This is a genomic window from Robbsia andropogonis (assembly GCF_000970345.1).
Classification (GTDB): Bacteria; Pseudomonadota; Gammaproteobacteria; order Burkholderiales; family Burkholderiaceae; genus Robbsia; species Robbsia andropogonis.
In genome coordinates this window covers 72,502-99,054 of record NZ_LAQU01000009.1, presented here as the reverse complement: position 1 = coordinate 99,054, position 26,553 = coordinate 72,502, and the positions used below count along the sequence as shown (strand labels likewise).

The following is a 26,553-nucleotide window of genomic DNA, read 5'->3' as shown; positions in this document are numbered from 1 at the left end:
GCGCCGCAGCCCATGCCCGAACGGGAAAGCGGGAATGGCGCGCTGGCCGGCAAGGTCGCCGTGGTGACCGGTGCGGCCAGTGGCATTGGGCGGGCTATTGCGGAAGGGTTGTCGCGCGCCGGCGCGATGGTCGCCGTCGCCGACCTTGATCTGACAAAAGCGACCGAGGCTGCCGCGCAAATCTGTGAGCGCGGGGGCAAGGCGGTGGGGATCGCGATGGACGTGTCCGATGAAGAAGCGGTAGATCGAGGTTTTGATGAGCTTGCGGCAGCGTTCGGGGCGGTGGATATCCTCGTTTCAAACGCTGGCATCCAGATCGTCGATGGGCTCGACACCTTGCCCTATGCGGATTGGAAAAAGGTGCTTGCAATCCATCTGGATGGGGCTTTCCTGACGACCCGCGCCGCGTTGCGCCAAATGTATCGGGCGAACCGGGGGGGAACGGTGATTTATATGGGATCAGCGCATTCGCATCTGGCATCGCCATTGAAGGCGCCGTATGTCACGGCAAAGCACGGGCTGCTGGGGTTGGCGCGCACGCTTGCAAAAGAGGGCGCGAAGCACGGCGTACGGTCACATGTGGTCTGCCCTGGGTTCGTGCGGACGCCTCTGGTGGAAAAGCAGATTCCCGAGCAGGCAAAAGCCCTAGGTATTTCCGAAGAGGCGGTGGTACGGGATGTGATGTTGGCGGGGACCGTCGACGCGACGTTCACTACGTTGGAGGATGTGGCGCAGACGGTGCTGTTCCTTTGCACTTTCCCTAGCGCGGCGCTGACCGGCCAATCGATCATGGTCAGCCACGGCTGGTATATGCAATAAGGCCGGAAAAAAGATTCGCGGCACCACGCGCCGCCGTCTCTAGAGATATCTTTTAGTCGGTGCGTCGTGCATGGATCGGCCACGGTCACCGTCTTTGTCCCGCACCTGCACGTCTTGCACCGGACGTCAGCGTCTCTTCCGGGCACTTCGTACTGCGAATCGCATCTTGATAACCGGAGGGGCGAAGCGCATCCCTACGGTGCAAGACAAAAAATGGCTTACGATACGACCTTCGCGATCGCATTCGCGACGGCGTCGATGTTACGCGTGTTCAGCGCAGCCACACAGATACGTCCGGTAGACACCGCGTAGATGCCGAATTCCTCGCGCAACTGATCGACTTGCGCACTGGTCAGGCCCGAGTATGAGAACATGCCGCGTTGCGCCGCGATGAAGGAGAAATCGCGTGATGTGCCGGAAGCCTTCAGTTTGGCTACCAGCGAGGTGCGCATCGTGCGAATGCGCTCGCGCATGTCGCCCAGCTCCTCTTCCCACTTTGCGCGCAGCGCCGTATTGCTCAGGACCGCCGCGACGATCGCGCTGCCGTGCGTCGGTGGGTTCGAATAGTTGGTACGGATCACGCGCTTCAATTGCGATAACACGCGTTTTGTTTCGTCGGCGTTTTGCGTGACGATGGACAATGCGCCCACGCGTTCACCGTACAGCGAGAATGATTTCGAGAACGAGCTGGAAATAAAGGCGGAGAGGCCGGCATCGGCAAACAGTCGAACCGAGACGGCATCGGCGTCGATGCCGTCGCCAAATCCTTGATAGGCCATGTCCAGGAACGGCACCAGACCACGCGCCGCGACCACGTCGACGATTTGCTTCCACTGGTCCGGCGTCAGGTCGGCGCCGGTTGGGTTGTGACAGCAGGCGTGCAGCACGACGATCGTGCCGGCTGGGTAGGATGTGAATGCTTCGATCAGCTTGTCGAATGCCACGCCGCGCGTTTGCGCGTCGTAGTACGGATAGTTGACCACATCGAAACCTGCCCCCTCGAACAGCGCCCGGTGGTTTTCCCAGCTCGGATCGCTGATGGCCACCTTGGCATCGGGATTCAGGCGCTTCAGGAAGTCCGCGCCGATTTTCAGCGCGCCAGTACCACCGAGTGCCTGGGCCGTGATTACACGGTTGGCGCCGATCAGCGGTGAATCCGCGCCGAACAACAAGGTTTGCACTGCCTGGTCGTAAGCCGCAAGGCCCTCGATCGGCAGGTAGCTACGTGCCGGCGCGGCTTCCAGACGCGCTTTTTCCGCCTCGGCGACGGCGCGCAGCAACGGTACCTTGCCGTCGTCGTTGGTATAGACGCCGATACCCAGATTCGCCTTGGTCGCGCGCGCGTCCGAGGCAAACGCTTCGTTCAGGCCAAGAATGGGGTCGCGGGGCGCGAGTTCGACAGCGGAAAACAACGTCATGGCAGGGTCTCGTGAATCGGACGAAAGGAAAGAAATCTCAGGTTTGCGCATGGGTGGGACAGGCTATCGGAGCGATATCAGCGAATGAGCGCAGTGATAAAGGGCGCGAATAGCAGAGTTCCACAACGCGACACGCATAAAACAAGTGAATTACCGGTTTCGAAAGCTTTTTGTAATGCAATCCAGGATTGAGGATAATCGCGACAAATCCAACGCCTTGGGACCCTCGTGCTCAGGAAGGTCTAAAATAGGATGTTTACTGGGCGATAGTCAGGTCGTCCGGACCCGATATCTTAAGCCAATGACTGAACTGCGGGAAGTCTCGAACGCCTCGGATGTGCTTGATCCGTCGAAATTCATCGAATTTCCGGATTCGCCATATCAGCTCTATCAGCCGTACCCGCCGGCCGGCGATCAGCCGACTGCCATCCAGACCTTGGTCGAGGGCGTGGAGGATGGTCTGTCATATCAGACACTATTGGGGGTCACCGGGTCGGGCAAGACGTTCACCATGGCCAATGTAATTGCCCGGCTAGGGAGACCCGCCATCGTCTTCGCGCCCAACAAGACGTTGGCAGCGCAATTGTATTCGGAGTTCAAGGACTTCTTTCCGCATAACGCTGTCGAGTACTTCGTTTCCTATTACGACTACTATCAACCGGAAGCGTATGTGCCGCAGCGCGACCTGTTCATCGAAAAGGATTCGTCGATCAACGAGCATATCGAGCAGATGCGCTTGTCCGCCACCAAGAGCCTGATGGAGCGACGGGACGTGGTAATCGTCGCAACGGTTTCCGCGATCTACGGTATCGGCAATCCCGGCGAGTACCACAAGATGATCCTGACGCTGCGCTCCGGTGACAAGATCGGGCAGCGCGAGGTGATCGCGCGCCTGATCGCGATGCAGTACAACCGGAACGAAACGGAGTTTGGTCGAGGGACCTTCCGCGTACGGGGCGATACGATCGATATTTTTCCGGCGGAGCACGCGGAACTGGCGGTGCGTGTCGAGTTGTTTGACGACGAGATCGAATCGCTGCAATTGTTTGATCCGCTGACGGGACGGGTTCGCCAGAAAATCCCGCGTTTTACCGTTTATCCGTCGTCGCATTATGTGACGCCGCGAGATACGGTGATGCGCGCTATCGAGACGATCAAGGCGGAGTTACGTGACCGACTGGCGTTTCTTTATCAGGAAGGCAAGCTGGTGGAGGCACAGCGGCTGGAGCAGCGGACGCGTTTCGATCTCGAAATGCTGCAGGAATTGGGCTTTACGAAGGGCATCGAGAACTATTCGCGACACTTCTCCGGCGCCGCGCCGGGCGAACCGCCGCCGACATTGGTCGATTACCTGCCGTCCGATGCGCTGATGTTGCTGGACGAGTCCCACGTGCTGATCGGACAGTTGAACGGGATGTACAACGGCGACCGCGCGCGTAAGGAAAACCTGGTGGACTATGGCTTTCGCTTACCGTCGGCGCTCGATAACCGTCCGCTGAAATTCAGCGAATTCGAGCGCAAGATGCGCCAGGTCGTCTACGTCTCGGCAACGCCGGGCGACTACGAGCAACGTTCGGCTGGTCAGGTGGCGGAGCAGGTGGTGCGTCCCACCGGTCTGGTGGATCCGCTGATCGAGGTTCGACCGGCACGTACGCAAGTGGACGACGTTCTCGGCGAGATTCATCTTCGCGTCAAGGTCAACGAGCGCGTACTCGTGACCGTGCTGACAAAGCGCATGGCCGAGCAGTTGACCGACTTCCTCGCGGAGCACGGCGTCAAGGTTCGGTATCTGCATAGTGATATCGACACTGTCGAGCGCGTGGAAATCATTCGCGACTTACGGCTCGGAACGTTCGACGTGTTGGTCGGCATCAACCTCCTGCGCGAAGGGCTCGACATCCCGGAAGTGTCGCTGGTCGCCATTCTTGATGCGGATAAGGAAGGTTTCCTGCGAGCCGAACGTTCATTGATCCAGACGATAGGCCGCGCTGCGCGGAATGTGAACGGTCAGGCGATTCTCTATGGCGACCGGATCACGGATTCGATGCGACGTGCAATCGACGAGACCGAGCGGCGGCGGGCAAAGCAGATCGCGCATAACGCCGCGCACGGGATCGTCCCGGTGGGCGTGAAGAAGCGTATCAAGGACATCATCGATGGTGTCTATGATGCGGACGACGCGAAACAGGAATTGCGTGAGGCGCAGGAACGCGCACGTGTGGAAGATATGAGCGAGAAGCAGCTCGCGAAAGAGATCAAGCGATTGGAAAAGCAAATGGCCGATCACGCGAAGAATCTTGAGTTCGAGAAAGCGGCCCAGACCCGGGACGCGCTGGCGAGCTTGCGGGAGAAGGCGTTTGGCGCGCGAAAAAGCGACCTGTGATGTCATGGGGTCAATGGCGTGGCAAGACGGTTGTCCGTGGTTCGCCTCCTCGTGTATCGAAAATGTCCGCCTGGCCGGCATGATCCCCCTCCGATGAGGCGTGTCACCGGGCACGAAACACATTAATACGACACCTTTTCTCTTATCCCGGGGTACTACCCTTACAAATTGTTTTTGAGAATAATTCGTATTATTATTCGACTTCGCGAAGACATCAGTAATATGTTTTGCTTCGTTTGTAAAGCAGGCTTTTTGTAATCACCGGCGTGCATGCGCGGCGGGTAATCAACAGCAAGGGACTCTCATGGTGGCAGCACGTTCGACGGGCGGTATGGCAGGGGCATGCGTTTTCGCGGTGGTGACAACAATGGCGGCATGGTCCGTGGCAGCATCCGCTGCGGAATACCCGATTGGTCAGCACAAGATCGAGGGAGGCATGGAAATCGGCGCGGTGTATCTGCAGCCCATCACGATGGAGCCGGCAGGTTTGATGCGTGATGCCGCAAAGTCGGACATTCATCTGGAAGCCGATATCCATGCCGTCAAGGACAACCCGACAGGTTTCGCCGAAGGTGACTGGATGCCGTACCTGCAAGTCAGCTATGAGCTATCGAAAGTGGGTTCGAAAGACGTGATCAAGGGCGACATGATGCCGATGGTCGCGAACGACGGTCCGCATTATGGCGATAACGTCAAGCTGATGGGGCCGGGCAAGTATCACTTGAAGATGGTCATCAAGCCGCCCCTGCAATCAGGGCACATGGGCTTTGGCCGCCACGTCGACAAGGAAACGGGCGTGGGTCCGTGGTTCAAGCCGATTACGCTCGAATACGATTTCCCGTTCGCGGGCGTTGGGAAGAAAGGCGGCTACTGATCTATCGCTGCGTCGGCAATGGATTGTTCGGCGCATGCGATAGGGACAATGTGCCACGCCATCGGAATGGGTAATCTGGTTAAACGATAAGCATTCTGATTTATCATGTCGGTTATTCGGCGTCCGGCCGGCAACAGGGGGGGTCCGGTCCTCGGACGGCCCCTGTGTTGTCGCCTGGGCGTTTTGCTGTCTGATAAAGGGTTGTGTATGAAGAAGGTGGCAATGGCAACGGCGCTGTTGTTGGCGCATTGGGCGCATGCGGCGGATCTGCCGACGTTCCCGCTCGAAATGGAGGACGGCAAGATGACTCCCGCTCGCATCGAGGTGCCGGCAGGTCAACGGATCAAGATCGCCATCAAGAACACCGGCACCAGCGCGGCGGAGTTCGAGAGCGTGCAATTGCGCAAGGAAAAGGTGCTGGCACCGGGCGGCGAGTCGTTCGTCGTCATTGCGCCCTTGTCGCCGGGCGAATACAAATTTTTCGACGATTTTCATCAAGCAACGGGACAAGGCGTCATCGTCGCCAAGTGATGATCGCGGCGTGACCGGCACGGGAGATCTTGATGACTGATCGCACAAGGCAGGCCGTTGCGCGCTTACGCGATGCGCATTGATGGCGGGGCGGCGTGATGCCCGTGTGGTCGCCAGCCCGGTGCCCGGTAGCGTGCCTCCTCGTCTCCAGGGCCGGATTCGCCAGCGTGGTGAGGCAAAAAAAGGGTAGATCATGGGGCAGGTCATATTTGTGGTGTGGCGCGAGAGTGTCGAGGCCTTGCTGGTCGTCGGCATCCTGTACGCGTGGCTGAAGAACGGGGATGCGGCGGCGCGCAGGGGCCTGCCTTATCTGTGGGCCGGCGTGGTGGCCGGGCTGGTCGCGGCCGTGGGATTGGGTGCGGCATTGGTTGGGTTTACCGATTTGTTGTCCGGCTCGGCCCAGGACGTTTTTCAATTGGTGATGGTCCTGGTGGCGTGCGTGCTGATCGTGCAGATGGTGATGTGGATGCGCCATCATGCTCGGACACTGAAGCGCGATATGGAAGCGCAGTTGCAGGAGCGTGCCGATGCCGCGAATTGGTGGGGGGTGGCCATTCTCGTTGCCACCGCCATTGCGCGCGAAGGCAGCGAGACCGCGATTTTCCTGTATGGCCTGGGATTCGGTCAGTCGGGGCATATCGCGCCTTCGATGTACGGCGCCGTGCTGATCGGGCTCGTGCTGGCCTTCATCACGTTTTATATTTTCCAACTGGGCGGCAAGATTTTCTCGTGGCGGCTGTTTTTCCGGGTAACCGAAATCATGTTGCTGTTCCTTGCCGCAGGACTGTTCGAAGCAGGTATCGACAAGTTGATCGACATGGAATATTTGCCGACGATCGTCGACCAGCTGTGGGATAGCAGCCGTATTCTCGACGATAGTTCGACGATTGGCTCACTGGCCGCCACGCTGACGGGCTACCGTGCGCATCCGTCCTTGATGAATCTGCTGGCCTACGCGGTCTTCTGGCTGATCGTCGCGGGATTGATGCGCTTCGCGCGTCGCCAGCCGATGGCGGGAAAAACAGCATGAGTCAGGCTGCGCGCATCGGCCGCCCTCGCGGAATCGCCGGCTGGCCGCATATCGCGGGTGACTGGATGCAGCGTCACGGCCGGGTGATCCGGGGAGTGCAATGGGTTGTCGTGCTGGCGTACGCGGTGCTGATTATCGTGCCAGCTGTCATGCCGTTGCCGCCGGACAGCGCGCGCATGTGGAACAACCTCACCGTATTGTCGGAGTTCGTGTTCTGGGGCATCTGGTGGCCATTTGTGCTGCTGTCGATGGTGATGCTCGGGCGCGTATGGTGTGGCGTGCTATGCCCGGAAGGCACGTTGACGGAATTTGCCAGCAAGTTCGGTGCGGGTTGGGCCATTCCGCGCTGGATGCGCTGGGGCGGCTGGCCCTTCGTTGCATTCGGCATGACGACGGTTTATGGCCAGATGGTCAGCGTCTATCAATATCCGAAGGCCGTGCTGGTCGTGCTAGGCGGTTCCACGGTCGGGGCCATGATCATCGGCGTGCTGTACGGCCGTGAGAAGCGTGTATGGTGCAAATACCTGTGTCCCGTGAATGGTGTTTTCACGCTGCTGGCGCGTCTTGCGCCGTTCCGTTTTCAGGTTAATGAAGAAGCATGGCGCCATTCGTACAAGCACGGTGAGCATGGCCATCGGGTGATCCCCGTCAATTGCGCGCCATTGGTGCCGTTGCGGCAGATCCAGTCCGCCGATTGCCATATGTGCGGCCGATGTAGCGGGCATCGCGATGCCATCAGCCTGGCGACTCGTTCCTCATCCGATGAAGTGGTCGAGCAGGGAGCAAAGCGTGCGTCCGCCTGGGATACGGCGCTGCTGCTGTATGGCATGCTCGGCATCGCGATTGGCGGGTTTCATTGGACCGTGAGTCCGTTGTTCGTGCAGATCAAGATATCCCTCGCGGGTTGGCTGATCAACCACGACATCATGTGGCCGCTGGCGGATAACGCGCCTTGGTATGTGTTCACGCACTATCCGGACCAGAACGATGTCTTCACCTGGCTGGATGGCGGATTGGTCATCGGCTATATGATGGCGACGGCATTGGTGTACGGTACGGCGTTGCTCGTCGTGATGGCAGCCGGGAATGGCCTGCTTGGCTTGGGCGTTGCAAATAGCAAGGCGGCCATGGCTTCCGCAGTGGCAAGCCGTGCCGTGATGCCGGTTCGGGGCAGTGGCTGGTCGACCCGACGCCTGCATCATTTTGCGCAGGCGCTGATTCCGCAGGCAGGCGCCAGTGTCTTCCTCGGTCTGACCGCAACGACGTTGACGATCCTGCAGCATCATCACGTCGATACGCGGTGGGCTGGCGATGCGCGTGCGGTCCTTCTTGGTCTGGCCAACTTATGGAGCCTTTGGCTGGCGTTTCAGATCGCGCGTCGCTATGCGGCGTCGTGGTATGCACTCGGCGGCGCCATGTTGTCCTTCGCATTGGCCTTGGCAATCGCTGATAGCGCTTGGTGGCTGATGTTCATCCGCTGGTAAGACGGCCGGGACAGCGCGTGCGGACGTGTTGCCGCGCGCATCTGTTGTGCGGCCGCGCCGCTTTCCGGGCAGGGGGCGGCTGCTTATTCGAAATATTCGGTGTTAGTCGTAAATCAGTGTATCAACGGTGTTTTTTTGCCGCGAGAGGGTTTACCATGGCGCCGGTACGTATCATCGACTCCCTTTCGTTCGTAGCGCGGAAGCGCTGACTTCCTCCATGGATCCCGCTTTTCCATGAGGACTGCCGGGGCGCGATGACACGCCGGGCATGCCGGCCTGCTGCGCATCGAGTGAAACACCCGTGAAAGTAAGTCCGTCCCGTTCCGTGCCTGTCGATTTCTATCGTGGCCTGGCGATGTTGATGATTGTCGTCGATCATATCGGCGGCAGCATCCTGTCCCGCGTCACGATGCACCGCTTCGCCTATCCGGATGCCGCCGAGGCCTTTGTGTTTCTTTGCGGATTCGCTTTGACGGGTGCGTGGTGCGGCTGGCGCGAGCGAGCTCCTGAGACGGCCCAGGGGAAGCTGCTGCGCCGCATCTGGCCGATCTATCGTGGCTTCCTGATTTGCGCTGTCGCAATGATGTCGACAACGTTGATCTTGCGTGTGTTCGACGTCTCTGCCCCGAATCTCCCATTCACGGCGGTGGACAGGTTGTTGTCGTCACCATTCTCCTTCCTGCTTGATGTCGCAACCCTGCGCGAGCAACCGTATCTGTCATCGGTGCTGCCGATGTATCTGATCTTTGTAGCGTGTGCGCCGGTGTTGCTGCCTTGCGCGATGCGGCGGCCCTTGCCGACCCTGGCGGCAAGTTTGGTGGTCTGGTGGCTCGCGCCGTCCGCGCTGGTCTGGTTACCGGGCGTAGGGGGCGCCATGGGAAGTGCCGTGGAAAGCGCACGTGTCTGGCCCTTCAACCCGTTTGCGTGGCAGTTGATGTTCGTGTTGGGTGTGCTTGCGCACTCGTTACCGGTCCAGCGTGTCTTTTCGTCCCGCATGGGTTTCTGGTCGGTGGGCGGGGTAGCCATTGCATCGGTCGTCGGCTTTGGCATTTATCGCGTGGGATTTACGCCGGCGTATCTCGATGCGTCGCTGAAACAGAATCTCTCCTGGTTGCGGGTCGTCAATTTCGTTGCCATCGCCTGGGTATGCGCGATGGTGGCGCAGGCAGGTTGGCTCGCACGGCTAGGCAAGGGAATCAATTGGATCGTGGCAGTTGGGCGTCAATCAATGCCTTGTTTTATCGCGGGCGCGGTCATTTCACTCGTGCTTGATTCGGTGCTCTTCGAGGCGACGGAGGGGTTGCTGGACTATCCCGCCGGATTGTTGACCGATGTTGTCGCACTGAGCGCATTGTTCGGATTTGCTTTGTCATGGCGCGCCTTTCAATCTTCGCGTGCCCCATCGCCCATCGTGCCCACCACGGGAAAGGGCCTCGCCCGCATGCCGCGCGGCGAAGCCCTGGAATAAAAAAAAGGTCTGGCTGGCTGCCGATTCGCACGGAAGGGGTCTAGTTCTTACGTGCACCTCTGACGCTGGCGATGACCTTTAACACCTCGTGCGAGGTGGTCCCCACAATACACGGTAAAGTGTTGGGACGGCGGGCGGGGCGAGGGTGTCCGCAGCGCGCTTTTGCCTCTTCGCGACGCCGCACAACCACTCCATACTGCCTTTTACCAAGGCATTGCTGCCTGAGTGTCCGTCCCGACGCGAAATCGGGTTCCTGCTGACGTCTTACTTCGTCAATATCAACTTGCCGTGTCGTGTTGCACGCAGCGTGTACGGCTCGCCGTTATGCATGATCTGTACGGTCTTGTTGCCTTGCAATAGCGCTGCACTCGTGACGGGCCCTGCCGACACAGGGACGTTGGACAGCGATGGTTCAAGTGGCATGACAACCGGTTGCGGCTGCCTGGCCGACCGTGCGACTGGCGCTCTGGCATCCGTGCTCACGCGCTCGGTGACACTTGCTTCTGGTCCCACGCTCGTCACGCGTGGCATCAGACGCTGCATGGGGCGAACCACCGAGACGTTGGTGGCATTTTGACTACCGCCCGCGGACGACAGATCACGGTGACGGAGGTGAAGCGTGCGGCTGCTGCGTGGCAGAGAATTCATAGTGTGCTGGGCTCTGTAAGCGGCGACGATGGGGTTATATTAAATGAGAACCATTCCCATTCGCAAGCGAAATTTGCGTCGCTCAAGTAGTTTTTTGAACGTGTTCCGCAGACCGCTTTCCATGTTGTTCCGAGCGGAAGCACGCATTTCACGCTATGTGCGCAATCGCTGTTGAACGTCAGTGCGTGGGGCCTGTTGGTGCGGTGTCCAAGTCACCGCGCTCCGCCATCTGACGAATCACGCGAATCGTATCGATATCCGATTCCCGATAAGCGGACTTGACGAATTCGCTCGTGCGTTCGGGGTCCGCCTGGTCGCCACTTGCCAATGACGTACGATAAGCAAAGCGGACGAATAATTGCGCTTCGTCGGGCGCCTCGATCGACATCGTCAGGCTGCCTCCGACGTGTTCTGTCGTGGCATCGATCATATATTCGATTGATTCGTACGGACGTAGCGTGACGCGATCCCGCACCGTTGCCGACGGACCATAGACCAGTTCACGCTCCATGACGTTGCCGGCCCGGGACAGGATCGTGCATTTCTCGAGTCCCAACACGAAGCGTTGTGGTTGTTCCGCTCGCAAGACGAGGCCTTGCCATAGCTGACCAAGTGACAGCGTTCCCAACAGGGGATTAAGTGGGTCGTTGATCTGGACCAAATGTTCGTAGTTCACGGTGGACCTCCTGTCTTCCAGCGGGCACGGTGCCGCGAAAGGCGCCGAGCGGCCGATGACGCTTATGCCGATAAAAAAGCACCTATGCGGTGCTGTCCGGCATTGTCGCATGGTCGTAAAGGGGGTGCAGCGGGTTGCGCATTCATGAAATACGCCCACCGGTACGACAATGGTGGGCGCTACTGACCAGAATGCGGGTGTAATCGGTCTGGCGGGAGGATCTCACTTCCTCGGCGCTGGATCTGTCACGAATCCGATTTTGCTCAAACCGCCATTTTCAGCGGCGGCCATGAATTGCGCGACCCGCTCGTAGCGAACGTTCTTGTCCGCACGCAAGTGCACCTCAGGTTGTGGCGTCTGCTTCGCCGCGGCGTCCACGCGCGTGGCGAGCGATGCGTCGTCAACCGCGCTCTTGTCCCAGAAGATCGTCCCGTCTGCCTTAATCGAGACGTCGATGAAAGCCGGTTTTTGGTTCAGCGGCTGGGTGCTGGCTTGCGGCAAGTCGATCTTGACCGCGTTGTTCATCACGGGGATCGTGACCAGGAAGATGATCAACAGCACCAACATCACGTCGACAAGCGGCGTCATGTTGATCTCGTTCATCAGCCCTTCGTCGCTGTCCCCTTCAAATGGGCCCATGGACATCGCAGTTCTCCGCGTGGTGCGTTACGGTGTGGCGGCACGGTGGCCGCGCACGAATATCGGGATAAATAAAAAACAGCTTTATTGCGCGCGGGTCGCCAGACGCAGCCCTTCGCGGCGTGTCGGGCGTACGCGCGAGCCGGTGACGAAGTACGCATGCAGGCCATGCACGAAACGGTTCAGCTTTGTCACGCTCGCCTTGTTCGAGCGCGTCAATGCGTTATAACCGAGCACCGCCGGAATCGCGACGAACAGACCGAATGCGGTCATGATCAGCGATTCTCCTACCGGGCCGGCAACATGGTCGATCGACGTCTGTCCGCTCGCGCCAATTGCCAGCAGTGCGTGATAAATGCCCCACACGGTGCCGAACAAACCGACAAACGGCGCCGTGCTGCCGATGGACGCGAGCACCGCCAGGCCGGCTTGCATGCGCGCGACGATTTCATCCATCGTGCTCTTCAGGCAACGCGCGACCCAATCACTGGTGCTCATGCCGCCATGTAGTTCTTTGTCGTTCTGCTGGTGATGGTCGACGGCGTCCTTGCCTGTGAGCGCCAGCTGCGCGTACGGATTGTCCGCGCTGCCGCCGATCCGCTTGATGCCATCCTCGAGATCACCCGAATGCCAAAAATCCTGTTCCGCGGTACGCGACAGGCGTGTCAGGCGCCATGCCTGCCAGGACTTGACGATAATGACGGTCCAGGACAGGACTGACATGATCAGCAGCAGCAGGGCGATGCCGCGGGTAACGAAGTCGCCTTGGGCCCATACGTGGGCGATGCCATAGTCTTGCATTACAGTTCCTTCGCGTATGTGTGTATGCGTATGTAGGTCGTTCTTCCCCTGCGGGCGGAATGCGCCGCCGGCAGGGACGGGTGCTAGTCGGACAAACTGAAGCTATAGGGCCGTTCCGTGATCGCTTTCACGGCCGTGCCGCCTTCCATATAGGGGGTGCAGGGGCTGGACAACGCTGCCTGCCGCGCGGCTTCGTCCAGACGGTCATAACCGCTGCTGGTCTTCACGCGAGCACTTTCCACCTTGCCATGCGTATCCACCACGAACTGGATGACCACCGTGCCGGTCTCGCCGCGTCGACTTGACAGGGCCGGGTACTCCGGCCGGGTTCCGGCGCAGGTCAGGTGCCGGACATTCTTTGGCACGTTCGGATCGATCGCCGGCGCGGGTGCTGGTGCTGGTGCGGGAGGCGTGGGCGCGGGCGTCGCCGGCGTGGGGGGCGGCGCGGGCTCTGGTGGCGTGGCGGCAACGGGCGTAGGCGTCGATGTCGGGTGTGGGGTCGGCTTGCGCATGACCGGCTTCGGCGGTGGCGGCTTGACGACCGGCTTTTGCTCCGCCTTGGGTGGTTCCGGCCGTGCGACCGGAACCGGCGCCGGCTCGGGCGCAATCAATGTGGCTGTGACAATGCGAGCGGGCACCTCTTTGATCGGAGGCGGCTTGTTGTTCAGCAGGATGGCCGCAATGATCGCGGCATGCAAGGCCACCACCGCACCCGCGGCAAGGAGCGTCGAATTGCGCTGCGTTGGTAGACCACGCGCCGGAAAACCGTCCGGTCCGTTCGGTGAGGATAAGACGTCGCTCATGCGGCATGGGCTCCACGGAAGAAGCGCGCCAAGTCATGCGCGCGACGAAAAGCAGAGCGATGGATCATGATTCTAAAGAATGGATCAGAAACGACTTCACTTCAACGACATCGCAAAAAATGCAAGGAAGCGCACGATCGGTCAGCTTTTGCTCTGGCAATATTGGAAGCGAATTATCGGATTTCGATGTGTTGTCAGAGCTTCCAGTGACTCCGCGGCAAAAGAGATGACAGCGTGCCATGACAGTTGCGCGACATTATCGCAAATACGCCGCCGTGGCAGGGTATGTTACGGCGATGTGAAGACGGCGCACGCTGTGCGTTGCCGGTGACCAGGACTCACTATCCGGGGACGCAGCCTGCGCCACGCCGGTAACGGATCACGCCGCGATGGTCGCGTAGAACACTACCGGTGCCGCACTGCTGTTCGCTGCGGCGCTGCGTCGGCTACAACCGATTTCCCGGCCTTCCAGCACATCGTGAACCGCTTCTTCACAACGGCCACAGCACGTAGCGACACCATGCTCGAATTGCAGCGCATCAAACGAATTGTTCCCCGCTTCAATCGAAGCACGTAGTTGCCGATCCGAAATGGCCTTGCACACACAAACGATCATAATGGGCCACCGCCCCTTGAAAGCCGTTAATGCGAATTATTATCATTCATTGCAAGCGACTTGGCAAGATGGAAAGCATATCCCTGCCGTCAGGGGTGTTACAAAGATCGAACGGTGGCAGGTGCACTGTGCAGGCTGAGAAAAGGGCGGTCCGCCGCTGTCAGCGGCGAGCGGATATCGACGGTGGCGGCGGATGAAAGATTTTCACCGCATGCCTGACGGGCGAGCCAATCAAGTGTGGTCGTATCGCCGGTGCAACACAGGATCAGCGGGGCGGTAGCGGGCGCGAGGTAGACGCCGTCATCGTCTGAATCGACGTGGGTTGCGGCGCTCGTCACGGCGCCGTGCGACGGTCTGGCACGTAGTCCGTGAGCATCGAGGCGCCGTGCTAATTGCAGGGCGACCGGAGTGCCGTTATCGATGATGTGCAAGCGACCTTCGGTCAACTCGTCGATCAACGGGGTGAGAAAGGGATAATGAGTGCAGCCCAGCGCCAGTGTGTCCGCGCCGGCGTCCAGCATCGGCAGCAGGTAGTCCATAAGCCGGGCGCGGAGCGCGGATGACGCGAGGTCACGTGATTCGATCGCTTCCACCAGGCCATGGCCTGCCGTGCAGATCAGGCGGGCGCCTCCGGCGTGTTCTAGAACCAGGCGCTGGAAGCTAGTGCTGCGAAGCGTGCCGGCCGTCGCGAGCACGCCGGCGACGCCCGATCGGGATGCCGCAACCGCCGGTTTGACACCGGGCTCCACCCCGACCACAGGTATGGGCAGGGCGTCGCGCAACGCGCTGACGGCAATCGTTGTCGCGGTGTTGCATGCAACGACGACGGCTTTCACGCCCTGGGCAAGCAGCCATTCCCCTATCGCTAGCGTTCGGTCGATGACAAACGCCTCGCTCCGGTCGCCATAGGGGTTATATCGAGCGTCCGCACAGTACAGCACCCGCTCGTCCGGCAGGACTTGTCGGATCGCGCGTACGACCGACAACCCCCCCACGCCCGAGTCGAACACGCCAACTGGCGCGGTGGCGTCACCGGTTGCCGGCATCGGGGACGGGCGTGCGCGGTTGATGTCGTGAAGCATGAGGGAGGAGCGATCCCGGTTTATTCGTTGATGCCGCCCATCGCGCTTTGCAGGTAATTCGGCAGCGTCAGCTTGGTCACCAATTCGATCTGCGTTTCGAGCCAGTCTATATGTTCCTCGGTGTCATCGAGGATTTTCTGGAAGATTTCACGAGAGACGTAATCGCGAACAGATTCGCAGTAAGCGATCGATTCCTTGCAAGTCGCCTGGGAAAGGTATTCCAGTTTCAGGTCGTTCGCCAGGATTTCCGGTGTGTCTTCGCCCACGAGCAGTTTGTGCAGATCCTGCAGGTTCGGCAGGCCATCCAGCATGAAAATGCGCTGGATCAACCAGTCCGCATGCTTCATTTCTCCGATCGACTCGTCGTATTCCTTCTTGCCCAACGATTCCAGTCCCCAGTGCTTGTACATCCGGGCGTGCAGGAAATATTGGTTGATCGCGGTCAGTTCGTTCTTGAGCTGCGCATTGAGGTATTCGACGACTTTTGGGTCGCTTTTCATCGGGACTATCCTTTTTAAGCACGCAGCCGGTGAGACAGGTATGGGCAGTGCGATCAGCGGGCGATCGAGAAGCGGCTGGCCCACTCCGGCGTGTATGTCGATCGCATGCTGCCGGCCGCGTTGCGTGATGGCAATTTCGGTATCGCAGGGAATGCGCACACGATAATCGCTCGCGTAAAAAAAGCCAAGCCTTTTACCGCGGGCTTGGCCTATTTTTGGGCTAATTACCGTGAAATCTGCGCTAATTTTGCGAAATATCGGTGTAAATGCGTGGGGAAGCGCTAATCGTACCCATTCTCGTTTGCGCCTCCCGGCACGGCGTTCAGGCCGTGGCGACCGGAATCTTGCCGATCTTCGCCTGCCATTCCTTCGGCCCCGTCTGGTGTACCGAGGTACCTTTCGAATCCACGGCGACGGTCACGGGCATGTCTTCCACCTCGAATTCATAGATGGCCTCCATGCCGAGCTCCTCGAACGCCACGACCCGCGCCTTGCGAATCGCCTTCGACACGAGGTAGGCAGCGCCACCGACCGCCATCAGGTAGGCGGCTTTGTTTTCGCGAATTGCCTCGATCGCGACCGGGCCGCGCTCCGCCTTGCCAATCATCGAGATAAGACCGGTTTGCTTCAGCATCAGATCGGTGAACTTGTCCATCCGGGTCGCGGTGGTCGGCCCTGCCGGACCCACGGCCTCGTCACGCACCGGGTCGACTGGGCCGACGTAGTAAATGACCTTGTTCGTGAAATCCACCGGCAGCGTCTCGCCTTTGGCCAGCATGTCGGCAATGCGCTTGTGCGCGGCGTCACGGCCGGTCAGCATCTTGCCCGACAGCAGCAGCGTCTGGCCGGGCGTCCATGCGGCCACTTGTTCCGGGGTCAACGTATCCAGATCCACGCGCTGGCTGGTCTTCGTATCCGGCGTCCACTGTACCTGCGGCCAGGCGTCGAGTGGTGGCGGTGTCAGTTCGGCTGGCCCGCTGCCGTCCAGGACGAAGTGCGCATGGCGGGTGGCGGCGCAGTTCGGAATGATCGCGACCGGCTTCGATGCCGCATGCGTCGGGGCCGCCAGGATCTTGATATCGAGCACCGTTGCCAGGCCACCGAGGCCTTGCGCGCCGATTCCCAGTGCATTGACCTTCTCGTAGAGCTCGACACGTAGTTCCTCGATCCAGTCCCGCGGACCGCGGGCGATGATGTCCTGGATGTCGATCGACTCCATCAGCGACTCTTTTGCCATCAACATCGCTTTTTCGGCGGTGCCGCCGATGCCGATGCCGAGCATGCCTGGCGGGCACCAGCCGGCGCCCATCGTCGGAACCGTCTTCAGCACCCAGTCGACAATCGAGTCGGACGGATTCAGCATCGCCATCTTGCTCTTGTTTTCCGAGCCGCCGCCCTTGGCCGCCACCTGGATGTCGACCTTGTCGCCGGGCACGATCTCATAGTGAATCACGGCCGGCGTATTGTCGGTGGTGTTCTTGCGGGCGCCTTCCGGCGGGCTGACGATCGATGCGCGCAGGACGTTGTCGGGGTGGGTGTAGCCCCGGCGGACGCCTTCATTGATCATGTCCGTCACGCTCATCGTCGCGCCGTCCCAGCGCACATCCATGCCCACCTTGACGAAGATGGTGACGATACCGGTGTCCTGGCAGATGGGGCGCTTGCCTTCCGCACACATCCGGCTGTTTGTCAGGATCTGCGCGATGGCGTCTTTCGCGGCCGGACTTGCCTCGCGTTCGTAGGCGCGGCCGAGGGCTTCGATATAGTCCAGCGGATGGTAGTAGCTGATGTATTGCAACGAATCCGCGACGCTTTGGATCAGGTCTTCCTGCTTGATGACGGTCATGTTCGTATCGTGGGAATGGGAAAACAGGCAAATGGGGGGAATAAATATCGTGATTTTTGGGCCGTATTGTACCCGTTGTGCCGCAGCGGTGCGGCATGTCGCCGCACTGCCGATTGGGAGACCTGTCCGCATACGCGGCGTTGTCCCTTCTGTACCCGCGCCATGCGGCGTAAGATTGGGGTAAGAGGCAGCACTTATAGTATTTGGACTAACAAAAAAGGAGACAGGCCATGACGGCGATCGAGTCAGTCATGCACGAACATCGTGTATTCCCGCCCGCGCCGGAAGTGTCCCGGAACGCCGCGATTGCAGGCATGGAGGCCTATCACGCCCTGGTGGCTGAGGCGGCGCGTGATTATGAAGGTTTCTGGGCGCGTCTCGCGCGCGAGGGCCTGACCTGGCGCACGCCTTTCTCGCAGGTGTTGGACGAGACCCAGGCGCCTTTTTATCGCTGGTTCGCCGACGGCACGATGAATGCATCGTACAACTGTCTCGATCGTCACATCGAGGCGGGGCAGGGTGAGCGGGCCGCGCTTATCTTCGAGGCCGACGACGGCGCAGTGCGCACGGTCAGCTACCGCGCACTGCGCGATGACGTCTGCCGGCTTGCCAATGCATTGAAGGCGCGCGGCGTGCGCAAGGGCGACCGTGTGGTTATCTACATGCCGATGTCCGTGGAAGGCGTGGTGGCGATGCAGGCGTGTGCGCGCATTGGCGCGACGCATTCGGTGGTCTTCGGCGGGTTTTCGTCAAAGTCGTTGAACGAGCGGATCGTCGATGCGGCGGCAGTAGCCGTGATCACCGCCGACGAGCAGGTGCGAGGGGGCCGCACGTTGCCGTTGAAGGCGATTGTCGACGAAGCCCTGGCCGCCGGCGGTACCGACGCGGTGAAGTCCGTGATCGTCTACCAGCGCACCGGCGGCGAGGTTGCCTGGGATGACGGACGCGATCTGTGGCTGCATGACCTGATGGCCGCCGAGTCGATCGAATGCGAGCCGGAATGGGTCGATGCCGAGCATCCGCTGTTCATCTTGTACACGTCCGGTTCGACCGGCAAGCCCAAGGGGGTGCAGCACAGCACGGCGGGTTATCTGCTGTGGGCATTGCAGACCATGCGCTGGTCGTTCGATATCAAGCCATCGGACGTCTATTGGTGTACCGCCGATATCGGCTGGATCACCGGTCACAGCTACATCTGCTACGGACCGACGGCGGCGGGTGCGACGCAACTGATCTTCGAAGGGGTGCCGACGTATCCCGATGCGGCGCGTTTCTGGCGAATGATCGAGGCGCACAAGGTCAGCGTGTTCTACACCGCCCCTACCGCGATCCGGTCGCTGATCAAGTATGCCGACGCGGACAAGGCCGTACATCCGGGGCAATTCGACCTGTCGTCGCTGCGGATACTCGGCACCGTGGGCGAGCCGATCAATCCGGAAGCATGGATGTGGTACTACGAGCAGGTGGGCGGTGCCCGTTGCCCCGTGGTCGATACGTTCTGGCAGACCGAAACGGGCGGGCACGTGATCGCGCCGATGCCGGGTGCGACGCCACTGGTGCCGGGCTCCTGCACGTTGCCGCTGCCCGGCATCGCCGCCGCGGTGGTCGACGAGACGGGGCAGGACGTAGCGGACGGGCAAGGCGGGATTCTCGTCATCAAGCGGCCCTGGCCGGCGATGCTGCGCACGGTGTGGGGCGATCCTGAACGGTTCAAGAAAAGCTATTTTCCCGAGGAACTTGGCGGAAAGCTGTACCTTGCCGGCGACGGGGCGGTGCGCAACAAGGAGACCGGTTACTTCACGATCATGGGCCGGATCGACGACGTGCTGAATGTGTCCGGGCATCGGATGGGTACCATGGAGATCGAATCCGCGTTGGTGGCGCATCCGCTGGTTGCCGAGGCGGCGGTGGTGGGGCGGCCCGACGATACGACCGGTGAGGCAATTGTCTCGTTCGTCGTGTTGAAGGGCGCGCGTCCGGTGGGCGACGACGCGAAAGCGGTCGCCAATGAATTGCGTGCCTGGGTGGGCAAGCAGATCGGGCCGATCGCGAAGCCGAAGGACATCCGCTTTGGCGACAACCTGCCGAAGACGCGCTCCGGCAAGATCATGCGTCGCCTGCTGCGGGGCCTGGCGAAAGGAGAGACGGCGCCACAAGATACGTCGACGCTTGAAAACCCCGCGATCCTGGAGCAGCTCGGGGAGTCGGTCTGACGTGGCATCGCGCGGCGAGGCACGTGCCGCCCAGGCCGCACGGCGACACTGGCGGGTATCGCTGGCGGCAACATGCACGGTGTTGCTGCTAAGTGCGGCGGTCTCTTTCGTGCCGCCGATGCTGGCGTATCGACGGCATCCGGTCTGGCCGGATGTGACGCTGGCGGGCACGCCCTGGCCTTATTTCATCGGCGCGCAGGGCGCCGTGCTCGCCTTCGTGCTGTTGGTGACCGCCTATACGATTGTCATGGGACGGGCCGATCGCAGATATCGCGCCGCAATGCAGGCGATCGCCGAGGGCAACGATGGCCCGGGTGAGGTCCATGCCGACGGTCATGGCGATTCCGCGCGCGACGACCATGCGCGTGGCGCGATCCACCGGAGGCGTCATCCGCGGCTGACCACCGACAAGGAGCGCGATATCGATCGCGGACCGGAGGCGTGATGACGCGCGAGATCGTCCTCGCGTTGCGCTACGCCGCTTTCACCGTCGGCTTGTTTGTTTTCACCGCCGTGCTCTACGCAATGGAGCGCCGATATGGCGGTGGCGCCTGGATCGCCTACCTGTTCCTGTTCATGACGCTGGCGGTCTATGCGGTGATCGGGATGTTGTCGCGCACATCGCATTCCCACGAGTACTATCTGGCCGGGCAACGCGTGCCTGCCGTGTTCAACGGCATGGCCACCGCGGCCGACTGGTTGTCCGCCGCTTCCTTTATCGGACTGGCAGGTTCGCTGTTCGCCACCGGATATCAAGGGCTGGCCTACATCGTCGGATGGACCGGCGGCTTCTGTCTCGTCGCAGTCCTGCTCGCACCTTACGTGCGCAAAATGGCGCGCTATACGATCCCGGATTTCCTGGCGACGCGCTATGACAGCGGTGCGGTGCGCGTGATCGCCGTGGTGGCGACGATGCTCTGTTCGTTTGTCTATCTGGTCGCGCAGATTCAAGGTGTTGGACTGATCGCCGCGCATTTTATCGGCGTGGACGTCAGTGTCGGCATCGTCTTTGGCCTGGCGGGCATTCTCGTCTGTTCTTTTCTAGGCGGGATGCGGGCCGTGACCTGGACGCAGGTTGCGCAGTACCTGATTCTTATCGTCGCGATGTTGGTGACGGTCTCGCTGATTGGCCATCGGGCAGGGCTTGGGTGGTTGCCGCAATGGCATTATGGCGAGGCGTACCAACGGGTGGCGGCACTCGAAGCGGACCTGCGCGATGGACGGGGTACCGGTGCAGGTGAACCGCGCGCGCGTGCCGCATATCGGCAGGCAGCCGCGGCGTTGCAGCAGGAAATCGATGCATTACCGGCAAGCTGGACGGCGCAGAAGGCGGCACGTGTAGCGGCACTGACGGCGGCGCGTGAGCGCAATGCGTCGCTGCGGGAGATTGGTCAACTGCAGCGGTTTCTGGATGCGCTGCCCGCCAGTCCAGAGCAGGCGCTGCAGGTTTGGACGCGCGAGCGTGATGCCTTGCTGCGTCAGGCACAACCGCCGTCATCGACGTGGCTGGCCGTCCCCGCGCCATCCCCATCTTCAGCGGCGATGTCAGGCGACCAACAAGCGCGCGGACAGCATGGCGAGGTCATCGCCGTCGACGCCGCCATGCGGGATGTCGATTCGGGTGACAGCACGATGGACACGGCGGATATCGCACAAGGCGATGCGAATGCGGGCCGCGCCAATGCGATCAATTTCATTGCATTGGTGATGTCGCTGACCTTGGGCACGGCCAGCCTGCCGCACATCCTGACGCGCTATATCACTGCGCCCGATGTCGGATCGGCACGTCGCGCGGTGGGCTGGACCTTGTTCTTTATAAGCCTGTTTTATCTCAGCGTGCCGGTCCTGGCGATCCTGGTAAAACTGGCCCTCATGGAAAACCTGCCGGGGCGCTCGCTCGCGCATCTTCCCGATTGGATCGTGCAATGGCAACAGGCCACCCCGCCCACGCAGCCGCTGGTGCGCATCGATGATCTGCTGCATGACGGCTTGTTGCATTGGGCCGGACTCGCGATGCAGCCTGACATGGTCGTGCTTGCCGCACCGGAGATCGCGGGGCTGCCGTACGTGATCACGGGACTGATTGCCGCGGGTGCGTTGGCCGCGGCGCTGTCGACCGCGGACGGATTGCTGCTGACCATCGCAAACGTCCTGTCACACGATGTGTATTTCAAACTGCTGGCATCGCGGACGAGCGCGCATAGGCGCGTGATGTTGTCGAAATTCCTGTTGCTCGCGGTCGCATTGGCCGCCGCATGGTTGGCGTCGGTCAATGGCGGCAACATTCTTTTTATCGTCGGTGCGGCGTTCTCGCTGGCGGCGTCAGGTCTCTTTCCCGCTCTGGTGTTGGGGGTCTTCTGGGAGCGGATGACTCGGCGGGGTGCGGTGGCGGCGATGGTCGCGGGCCTGGTTGTGTGCGTGTACTACCTATGCCGGGCGCATCCTGGATTCGCGCATGCCATGGATCTGACGCCCGACACCTGGTTTGGCGTGGCGGCAGGAAGCGCCGGCGTGTTCGGGGTGCCGGTAGGATTCGCCGTCGGCATCGCGGCAAGCTTGTTCGACACGCCCCCGAGCGAGGTAATGCGCAATCGCGTGCGCTGGATGCGTTTGCCATGAGCGGGCCTGGCTGCGGAACACCTGATTCGGTGCAGTTACTCTGTCTCGAAGCCGATCGCCATCTGGGTGTCGGGGACGGCGCGCCGTGCGCGGGCGCGATTGACGGGGTCCCGTGATGGCGGCACACGCTTGGGCGGGCGGTCGACCAGGGGCGCGCGCTGGTCGCGTTGCGCCGGATCGGCGCGATTGGGATGTTCGCCGCTGTCCCGCCTCGATGCCACCGCCCCTGGCGGTTCCAGTGTGAGCGGTGCGGCGATCGGCAACGGCAGGATATCGAGATTCGGTTGTTTCAGCGCGCGGCGCAGGATGGCGTAGGTCTCGTGATCGAAGATCGGTGGAGGTGCGCCCTCGACGATGCGGCGCAATGCCCGCGGCTCGTCGGTGCTGCCCAGGTAGCACCAGTTGTCCACGACGTGCCATTGCGTGAAGCCGCTATGGTGCCGCTCGGCGAACGCGATGGCGCCGTCGTGCGGCCAGCGTGCGATCGACAGCGGGGACAACGCCTCCCGCACGCGTAGGGCGTGCTCCCTTGACGACTCTTCGCCAATGCAGGTGCCGCGGCATCGGTGCATGTGGTACCCGGTGCAGGGGCTGCCTGGTTTGCTGCTTTCCAAGCCCAGCGTGACCATGCAGAGCGCGTATTCATCGGCGATCTTGCGCAGGCGGTTTTCCGCGCGGGCGCGTGAATCGAACATGCCATACAGGTCGTCGGTATGACCGAAGTCACGCTCTCGCAGCGTGGTCAGCCGCGGCACCGGCATCGTGTCCGGGAAGTGCCAACTGCACAATCCGGCACGCCGCCGCGGTACCCGGTTATAAGGCGGTGCATGTCTCCTTATCAGTTGCGCTTCGAGCAACTGCGCGCCGATATCGCCGGCGCAAAGACGATGTTCGATGCGCGCGACGTCGCGGGCGAGCCGCGCGTCGGGGCTTTCCTCCGCGGATGCTGGTTGCGCCGATGTGACGAGCCCGGTGCCCGACGCGGGTGCCATGGCGGATGCCGGTTTGCCTTTGGCACGCGGTGCGCCGCAGAAATGCTGGCCGACACGCTGCCGCAAATCGGCGGCACGGCCAATGAATAGAGGCTGCCGCGCCGGCGACTTGCCGTGCAAAAGATAGACGCCCGGCAAGGAGGGCACCGCGTCGAGCGCGTCCGCATCCAGTCCGGACGGGAACGTGGCACGGCGCGTCAGGGCCTTGATGGCTTTATCGATGACGTCCGGCGCAAGCTGCTGATGAATCCGCTGCCAGAACTGCCATAGCAAGTCCGCATCGGCGAGTGCGCGGTGCCGGCCTTTGGGCGTCAGTTGGAAGCGTTCGATCAGTGCGTCGAGCCCATGCTTGCGCAGTGCCGGATAGAGCGCGCGCGACAAGCGCACCGTGCATAATGTATCGGCGCGGAACGTCAGGCCGACGCGCCGGAAAGACTGTTTCAGAAAGCCGAAATCAAAGCCGGCGTTATGCGCGACGAAGAGCTTGCCCTCCAGGCGCGAGAGCAAACCAGGCGCCAATGCGGCAAACACCGGCTGGCCGCGCACCATGTCGTCGGAAATGCCCGTCAATTGCTGGATGAAAGGCGGGATCGGTCGTTCCTGATCGACCATCGCACTCCACTCCTGGATGCCGTCGGCGCCTACTTCCAATACCCCGATCTCGGTGATGCGATCGGTCAGGGGGTCTGAACCAGTGGTTTCCAGGTCGACAAAGACGAGCGGGCGGCTCAACGCGGCGAACGGGTCATGCCCATCGCGGGTCGGCGGCCGCGCGTTCGTCGACGCAAGTGCGTGCGTGGTGGGTTCCGGTGTCATTCCTGCGTCGGGGTCGGCGCGACGGTAGGGGTTTGCGCTCCGTGGGCGATGGCGTGTTCAATCGCCACTTTCACGCGTTCGGTGAACGCGAGATCACCGGACGCGAACACGTCCTCTTCCGTCCCGGTATCCCGAGACAGAAACAAACGATGACGCAGGTTTTGAAAGCGGTACGTCAGATAGCTGACAACCACCAGCATTACCGCCATGACGCTGGCTGGCGCGTTACCATACAACGTGGCGTAGACCCCGAAGGCAATGCCCGCGATCAGGATGGGGATGGCAAAGCGCACATGACGGCGATCGACGACCAGGCGTACGGATGTCGCGCCAGTCAGCACCGCTGGCGTGCCGTAAGCAACGATGCGCGTGGCGCTGACGCTGACGTCGTTTTCTTGAAAAAAAGGCGGCGCGGTATCGAGAGCGGCACGGCCGCGGGGACCCGAAGCCGGCGCCGCATGACGGGGTGCCGGCGCGCTGGGCGAGCCGGACGCTGCGGATTCAGACATAGAGTGTGCAATCACAAATACAAGGAACCCCCGAAGCATAGCAATATCCAGGTGAGGATGGTGCCCAAAAGTTCCACTGTGATTGACATGACCCCTTATTTGAACGGACCCCACGCGTCCTTAGGCGGCGGGAGCCTGGATTGACGTGGGGGGCACTGTCGCGACCGGGTTTGCCGCTATCCGTTCAGTGGCATCGCGTGTTGCAAGCGCGCCGCCACCGTCTGGCGTGGTAGCCGGCAACGGCACGGGTGCGCCACGGCGCCGCAACAGATCGCGCAGCGCAACGATGACCGGAAAATACTCGTTGTTCATGTCGCCGCCTTGCTTGTCGTACGCTGCCTGCTCGGCCTCGACGATCCAGCGGTCTTCCGTGAAGATCCGGTCCGTAAACCAGACCAGCAGTGGCCAGGCGATGTCGAGCAGGAAGCCCGGACGCGGGCGCTTGATCGATAACAAACCAAACGTGCGGTTGACTTTCTGCGCCGCGTCCACTGGCACGTAGTTGATCCACAGGTCCATTACCTTGGTGCCGTCCGCCTTGTGGATGCAGAGCGTCTGGTAGGGATATTGGGTGCGGATGGTCATGACATCCTTGTGCTGGTCGGCCGCACCCTTTGCTTTCGCCTCCGTGGGCGCCGCTGCGTCATTGGCGGCTGGCTTGCCAGCGCCCTGATCGGTCTTGCGCCTTTCGCCGAACACCAGCGCTTCGCCGATCGGTTGCTTGCCACCCACGCGGGCGAAGGTGTAGTCGACCTCGACCCAATCGGTTCCGGCACGGCGATCGACGACGCGCGCACGCATCTGCCCCATCTGCTTGCGATGCAGGAACTGATGGTTCATGTCCATCAGGTTCTCGTGCATGAAGGAATAGTGGCAGCGCACCGTTTCGCCGAATCGACGCGTCTTGTAGGCCGGGTCGGAGCCATGCGCAAGTGCTGCTTCCAGCTCGGCGAAACGGGCTTCCGCTTCGGCGCTGACAGGGACCGATGCAGGTTCGGTGGCCGTGTGACCACGGGTTCCTTTGCCCGGCGTCATGCGGTTTGCCGGATTCACGGCGCCGTCTTCCTCCCATGGCGCCGCAGTGGGTGTCTCAACGGCTCCGCCAGCACGCATGTCACGAAGCGGAATCGCGACGGTGGACGCGCCGGCGCGCGGCGATGCGCCGGAAGCGGCGGGGCATGTCTCGGGCGTGGCACCTGACTGCGACATCGTTGCGGAAACGGTGTCGGCGCAGTAGACCAGGACTAGGCCCGCCAACTCGCGACACGGATAGGCACGTACCCCATTGGGCCGACGCTCGCGACCGAGATAGGGAATGTCGACGCAGTGCCCCCCGTTGTCATACGTCCAGCCGTGATAGCCGCATTTCAGCGTGTCGCCTTCGACGACACCCGCATGGAGCGGCACCTGGCGATGGGCGCAGCGGTCGAACAGTGCATGCACGACGCCGCTCTGACCCCGGAACAGGACGATCGGCACGCCGCCGAAATGCACGCCGATGGCTGTACCGGGCTTGACTTCTCTTGACCATGCCAATGGATACCATTGATTGGGGTCGATCGCCACGCGGCGCAGGTCACGGGGATGGTCTAGGCTGCCGGTGCCATCGATGAAATCCGATTCGGGGATTTCGGCGACAGCGGATGATGCCAGGGGGCGCGACGGTACGATCATGGACGCGAGGCTCCGAACGACGGGGACACAAGAGGCGCGGCATTGCCGCCCCCAGGGCCTTCAGTCTAGCGGAGTCCGGCGATCGTTGCCGGAATGGCATGCGGATTCCCGG

23 protein-coding genes are annotated in these 26,553 nt (G+C 61.3%); 10 read left to right on the top strand and 13 right to left on the bottom strand.

Annotated elements, in window-relative coordinates; all coding sequences use genetic code 11:
* Positions 1–12: 12 nt before the first annotated feature.
* On the top strand, positions 13–819 hold the full coding sequence (locus WM40_RS11010; RefSeq protein ID WP_036007907.1) for a 3-hydroxybutyrate dehydrogenase: 807 nt from the start codon (positions 13–15) through the stop codon (positions 817–819).
* Positions 820–1,037: 218 nt separating this feature from the next.
* On the opposite strand, the gene WM40_RS11005 is transcribed toward WM40_RS11010, so the two are convergent.
* On the bottom strand, positions 1,038–2,237 hold the full coding sequence (locus WM40_RS11005) for an amino acid aminotransferase (protein ID WP_024902230.1): 1,200 nt from the start codon (positions 2,235–2,237) through the stop codon (positions 1,038–1,040).
* Between the two features lie 301 nt (positions 2,238–2,538).
* Between WM40_RS11005 and uvrB the strand changes: the two genes are divergently transcribed.
* The 6 genes from uvrB (at position 2,539) to opgC (ending at position 10,007) form a co-directional block, all read left to right on the top strand.
* Entirely contained in the window at positions 2,539–4,620 is a 2,082-nt protein-coding gene (gene uvrB / locus WM40_RS11000; RefSeq protein ID WP_024902231.1) for an excinuclease ABC subunit UvrB, read from the top strand.
* A gap of 331 nt (positions 4,621–4,951) precedes the next feature.
* Positions 4,952–5,494: an iron transporter gene (locus tag WM40_RS10995; protein ID WP_024902232.1), complete on the top strand. Its 543-nt coding sequence runs from the start codon at positions 4,952–4,954 to the stop codon at positions 5,492–5,494.
* Between the two features lie 207 nt (positions 5,495–5,701).
* On the top strand, positions 5,702–6,025 hold the full coding sequence (locus WM40_RS10990; RefSeq protein ID WP_024902233.1) for a cupredoxin domain-containing protein: 324 nt from the start codon (positions 5,702–5,704) through the stop codon (positions 6,023–6,025).
* A gap of 193 nt (positions 6,026–6,218) precedes the next feature.
* On the top strand, positions 6,219–7,055 hold the full coding sequence (locus WM40_RS10985) for an FTR1 family iron permease (protein WP_046152875.1): 837 nt from the start codon (positions 6,219–6,221) through the stop codon (positions 7,053–7,055).
* A complete protein-coding gene (locus WM40_RS10980; RefSeq protein ID WP_024902235.1) occupies positions 7,052–8,539 on the top strand; it encodes a 4Fe-4S binding protein in 1,488 nt (495 codons plus the stop codon). Before WM40_RS10985 ends, WM40_RS10980 begins: the two co-directional genes overlap by 4 nt.
* Before the next feature lie 301 nt (positions 8,540–8,840).
* Complete coding sequence (gene opgC / locus WM40_RS10975) at positions 8,841–10,007, top strand: OpgC domain-containing protein (protein ID WP_024902236.1); 1,167 nt, start codon at positions 8,841–8,843, stop codon at positions 10,005–10,007.
* A gap of 264 nt (positions 10,008–10,271) precedes the next feature.
* On the opposite strand, the gene WM40_RS32480 is transcribed toward opgC, so the two are convergent.
* From WM40_RS32480 to WM40_RS10930, 9 genes are all read right to left on the bottom strand, one after another.
* Positions 10,272–10,538, bottom strand: a complete 267-nt coding sequence (locus tag WM40_RS32480; protein ID WP_082102600.1) for a hemin uptake protein HemP — start codon at positions 10,536–10,538, stop codon at positions 10,272–10,274.
* 295 nt (positions 10,539–10,833) lie between these two features.
* Positions 10,834–11,331 (bottom strand): SRPBCC family protein, encoded by a 498-nt coding sequence (locus WM40_RS10965; protein ID WP_024902238.1) that lies wholly within the window; start codon positions 11,329–11,331, stop codon positions 10,834–10,836.
* A gap of 222 nt (positions 11,332–11,553) precedes the next feature.
* Complete coding sequence (locus WM40_RS10960) at positions 11,554–11,976, bottom strand: ExbD/TolR family protein (protein ID WP_046152873.1); 423 nt, start codon at positions 11,974–11,976, stop codon at positions 11,554–11,556.
* Positions 11,977–12,054: 78 nt separating this feature from the next.
* The gene (locus WM40_RS10955; RefSeq protein ID WP_024902240.1) at positions 12,055–12,771 is read right to left on the bottom strand and encodes a MotA/TolQ/ExbB proton channel family protein; all 717 of its coding nucleotides are present in this window, start codon (positions 12,769–12,771) and stop codon (positions 12,055–12,057) included.
* 83 nt (positions 12,772–12,854) lie between these two features.
* The gene (locus tag WM40_RS10950) at positions 12,855–13,574 is read right to left on the bottom strand and encodes an energy transducer TonB (RefSeq protein WP_052738279.1); all 720 of its coding nucleotides are present in this window, start codon (positions 13,572–13,574) and stop codon (positions 12,855–12,857) included.
* 379 nt (positions 13,575–13,953) lie between these two features.
* Entirely contained in the window at positions 13,954–14,190 is a 237-nt protein-coding gene (locus WM40_RS10945; RefSeq protein WP_024902242.1) for a (2Fe-2S)-binding protein, read from the bottom strand.
* Positions 14,191–14,288: 98 nt separating this feature from the next.
* A complete protein-coding gene (gene murI / locus WM40_RS10940) occupies positions 14,289–15,272 on the bottom strand; it encodes a glutamate racemase (protein WP_024902243.1) in 984 nt (327 codons plus the stop codon).
* Positions 15,273–15,292: 20 nt separating this feature from the next.
* Complete coding sequence (gene bfr, locus WM40_RS10935; protein WP_024902244.1) at positions 15,293–15,772, bottom strand: bacterioferritin; 480 nt, start codon at positions 15,770–15,772, stop codon at positions 15,293–15,295.
* Between the two features lie 322 nt (positions 15,773–16,094).
* A complete protein-coding gene (locus tag WM40_RS10930) occupies positions 16,095–17,618 on the bottom strand; it encodes a fumarate hydratase (RefSeq protein ID WP_046152872.1) in 1,524 nt (507 codons plus the stop codon).
* A gap of 230 nt (positions 17,619–17,848) precedes the next feature.
* On the opposite strand from WM40_RS10930, the gene acs reads away from it, so the two are divergent.
* The 3 genes from acs to WM40_RS10915 are packed head-to-tail and all read left to right on the top strand — an operon-like array spanning position 17,849 to position 22,450.
* The gene (gene acs / locus WM40_RS10925; RefSeq protein ID WP_046152871.1) at positions 17,849–19,831 is read left to right on the top strand and encodes an acetate--CoA ligase; all 1,983 of its coding nucleotides are present in this window, start codon (positions 17,849–17,851) and stop codon (positions 19,829–19,831) included.
* A 1-nt stretch (position 19,832) separates the two neighbouring features.
* The gene (locus tag WM40_RS27865) at positions 19,833–20,276 is read left to right on the top strand and encodes a DUF4212 domain-containing protein (RefSeq protein ID WP_052738278.1); all 444 of its coding nucleotides are present in this window, start codon (positions 19,833–19,835) and stop codon (positions 20,274–20,276) included.
* Entirely contained in the window at positions 20,276–22,450 is a 2,175-nt protein-coding gene (locus WM40_RS10915) for a VC_2705 family sodium/solute symporter (protein ID WP_046152870.1), read from the top strand. The genes WM40_RS27865 and WM40_RS10915 overlap by 1 nt, the downstream gene beginning before the upstream one ends.
* A gap of 35 nt (positions 22,451–22,485) precedes the next feature.
* Here WM40_RS10915 and WM40_RS10910 read toward each other — a convergent pair whose 3' ends face one another.
* The 3 genes from WM40_RS10910 to WM40_RS31350 form a co-directional block, all read right to left on the bottom strand.
* Positions 22,486–24,258, bottom strand: coding sequence for a 3'-5' exonuclease family protein (locus WM40_RS10910; RefSeq protein ID WP_052738277.1), 1,773 nt, complete (start codon positions 24,256–24,258; stop codon positions 22,486–22,488).
* Positions 24,255–24,767, bottom strand: a complete 513-nt coding sequence (locus tag WM40_RS10905; protein WP_046152869.1) for a DUF6232 family protein — start codon at positions 24,765–24,767, stop codon at positions 24,255–24,257. Before WM40_RS10905 ends, WM40_RS10910 begins: the two co-directional genes overlap by 4 nt.
* Before the next feature lie 120 nt (positions 24,768–24,887).
* Positions 24,888–26,441, bottom strand: coding sequence for a Rieske 2Fe-2S domain-containing protein (locus tag WM40_RS31350; RefSeq protein WP_052738276.1), 1,554 nt, complete (start codon positions 26,439–26,441; stop codon positions 24,888–24,890).
* Between the last annotated feature and the right edge of the window lie 112 nt (positions 26,442–26,553).

Excerpts from the sequence above, each read along its gene's own strand:
- WM40_RS11010 (WP_036007907.1), top strand. The coding sequence starts at position 13 with ATGCCCGAACGGGAAAGCGGGAATGGCGCGCTGGCCGGCAAGGTCGCC.
- WM40_RS11005 (WP_024902230.1), bottom strand. The coding sequence starts at position 2,237 with ATGACGTTGTTTTCCGCTGTCGAACTCGCGCCCCGCGACCCCATTCTT.
- uvrB (WP_024902231.1), top strand. The coding sequence starts at position 2,539 with ATGACTGAACTGCGGGAAGTCTCGAACGCCTCGGATGTGCTTGATCCG.
- WM40_RS10995 (WP_024902232.1), top strand. The coding sequence starts at position 4,952 with ATGGCAGGGGCATGCGTTTTCGCGGTGGTGACAACAATGGCGGCATGG.
- WM40_RS10990 (WP_024902233.1), top strand. The coding sequence starts at position 5,702 with ATGAAGAAGGTGGCAATGGCAACGGCGCTGTTGTTGGCGCATTGGGCG.
- WM40_RS10985 (WP_046152875.1), top strand. The coding sequence starts at position 6,219 with ATGGGGCAGGTCATATTTGTGGTGTGGCGCGAGAGTGTCGAGGCCTTG.
- WM40_RS10980 (WP_024902235.1), top strand. The coding sequence starts at position 7,052 with ATGAGTCAGGCTGCGCGCATCGGCCGCCCTCGCGGAATCGCCGGCTGG.
- WM40_RS32480 (WP_082102600.1), bottom strand. The coding sequence starts at position 10,538 with ATGCCACGCGTGACGAGCGTGGGACCAGAAGCAAGTGTCACCGAGCGC.
- WM40_RS10960 (WP_046152873.1), bottom strand. The coding sequence starts at position 11,976 with ATGTCCATGGGCCCATTTGAAGGGGACAGCGACGAAGGGCTGATGAAC.
- WM40_RS10955 (WP_024902240.1), bottom strand. The coding sequence starts at position 12,771 with ATGCAAGACTATGGCATCGCCCACGTATGGGCCCAAGGCGACTTCGTT.
- WM40_RS10950 (WP_052738279.1), bottom strand. The coding sequence starts at position 13,574 with ATGAGCGACGTCTTATCCTCACCGAACGGACCGGACGGTTTTCCGGCG.
- WM40_RS10945 (WP_024902242.1), bottom strand. The coding sequence starts at position 14,190 with ATGATCGTTTGTGTGTGCAAGGCCATTTCGGATCGGCAACTACGTGCT.
- murI (WP_024902243.1), bottom strand. The coding sequence starts at position 15,272 with ATGCTTCACGACATCAACCGCGCACGCCCGTCCCCGATGCCGGCAACC.
- bfr (WP_024902244.1), bottom strand. The coding sequence starts at position 15,772 with ATGAAAAGCGACCCAAAAGTCGTCGAATACCTCAATGCGCAGCTCAAG.
- WM40_RS10930 (WP_046152872.1), bottom strand. The coding sequence starts at position 17,618 with ATGACCGTCATCAAGCAGGAAGACCTGATCCAAAGCGTCGCGGATTCG.
- acs (WP_046152871.1), top strand. The coding sequence starts at position 17,849 with ATGACGGCGATCGAGTCAGTCATGCACGAACATCGTGTATTCCCGCCC.
- WM40_RS10915 (WP_046152870.1), top strand. The coding sequence starts at position 20,276 with ATGACGCGCGAGATCGTCCTCGCGTTGCGCTACGCCGCTTTCACCGTC.
- WM40_RS10910 (WP_052738277.1), bottom strand. The coding sequence starts at position 24,258 with ATGACACCGGAACCCACCACGCACGCACTTGCGTCGACGAACGCGCGG.
- WM40_RS10905 (WP_046152869.1), bottom strand. The coding sequence starts at position 24,767 with ATGTCTGAATCCGCAGCGTCCGGCTCGCCCAGCGCGCCGGCACCCCGT.
- WM40_RS31350 (WP_052738276.1), bottom strand. The coding sequence starts at position 26,441 with ATGATCGTACCGTCGCGCCCCCTGGCATCATCCGCTGTCGCCGAAATC.